The sequence below is a fragment of the Aquicoccus sp. SU-CL01552 genome (assembly GCF_040365005.1).
Lineage (GTDB): Bacteria > Pseudomonadota > Alphaproteobacteria > Rhodobacterales > Rhodobacteraceae > Antarcticimicrobium.
On record NZ_BAABWV010000048.1, the window covers coordinates 1 to 1,262 of the forward strand.

Consider the following 1,262-nt stretch of genomic DNA (forward strand, 5'->3'; position numbering starts at 1 on the left):
AGAGGTGGTCGCGAGATTTCGGACCAGTTGCTAAGCTGTAGCGACTGACGAAGGAATACCCCAGATGACGAAGCGGAAACGATATTCGGCGGAGTTCAAGGCCAAGGTTGCGCTTGAAGCCATCCGTGAAGAGTTGACGACGGCCGAGTTGGCCAAGAAGTACGGCGTCCATCCGACCATGATCAGCGGATGGAAGAGAGCGGCGATTGAGAACATGGCATCGGCATTTGGCGGTGCGGCATCGTCTGCGCCGGCGATTTCCGAGAAGGATGTCGAGAAGCTGCACGCCAAGATCGGTCAGTTGGTCGTGGAACGCGATTTTTTGTCCGAAGCCTCCAGTCTCATCCTCGGCACTGGAGGCAGAAAGCGGTGAAGCAGGACCATCCCGATCTCAGCATTCGGCGTCAGTGCAGCCTGTTGTCCCTGGCGCGCTCGGGCCTCTACTACCAGCCGCGCGGCGAAAGCACCGAGAATCTTGCCTTCATGGAAATCATCGATCGGCAATTTCTCGAGACACCTTGGTACGGCTCGCGGCAGATGGCCCGTCATATGCAACGAGAAGGCCACAAATGTGGGCGTCACCGGGTACGGCGGCTGATGAGGCTGATGCGGTTGGTGCCGATCTATCAGGAACCGAAGACCAGCCAGAAGCACCCCGAGCACAAGATTTACCCGTACTTGCTCAAGGGCTTGGCGATAACCCGGCCCAATCAGGTCTGGTGTGCTGACATCAGCTACATCCCGATGCGGCGCGGGTTCCTGTATCTGGTCGCCATCATGGACTGGTACAGCCGCAAGGTGCTGAGTTGGCGGTTGTCCAACAGCATGGATGCGGGCTTTTGCATCGAGGCTTTGCGGGAAGCGCTGGCCAAATATGGCACGCCGGAAATATTCAACACCGATCAGGGATCGCAGTTCACCAGCGCCGATTTCACCGACGTTCTGAACGACGCGCAAGTGAAGATATCGATGGATGGCCGGGGACGCTGGATCGATAACCGGATGATCGAGCGCTTCTGGCGGTCCCTAAAATACGAGTGTGTCTACCTGAACGCCTTCGAGACCGGCTCGGAGGTCCGACGCGGGATCGGCACTTGGATCAGCTACTACAATGAAAAGCGCCCGCACTCATCGCATGGGCTGCTGACGCCGGGCGAGGCATATGATAGTCGAGCCCCGAACCTGAAAGCCGCCGCCTGAAATGAAACCAATGCGATAGCTTAGCCCGGCGGCAAACTGGTCGAAAATCCAGGACCACCTCT

At 57.9% G+C, this 1,262-nt stretch carries 1 protein-coding gene; it reads left to right on the forward strand.

From position 1 onward, the window contains the following. Nucleotides 1-64 precede the first annotated feature (64 nt). A protein-coding gene (locus ABWV23_RS22325) for an IS3 family transposase (protein WP_353351904.1) occupies nt 65-1,200 on the forward strand; the annotation gives its coding sequence in 2 pieces (ribosomal slippage) (nt 65-332 and nt 332-1,200; 1,137 coding nt in all). Nucleotides 1,201-1,262 lie beyond the last annotated feature (62 nt).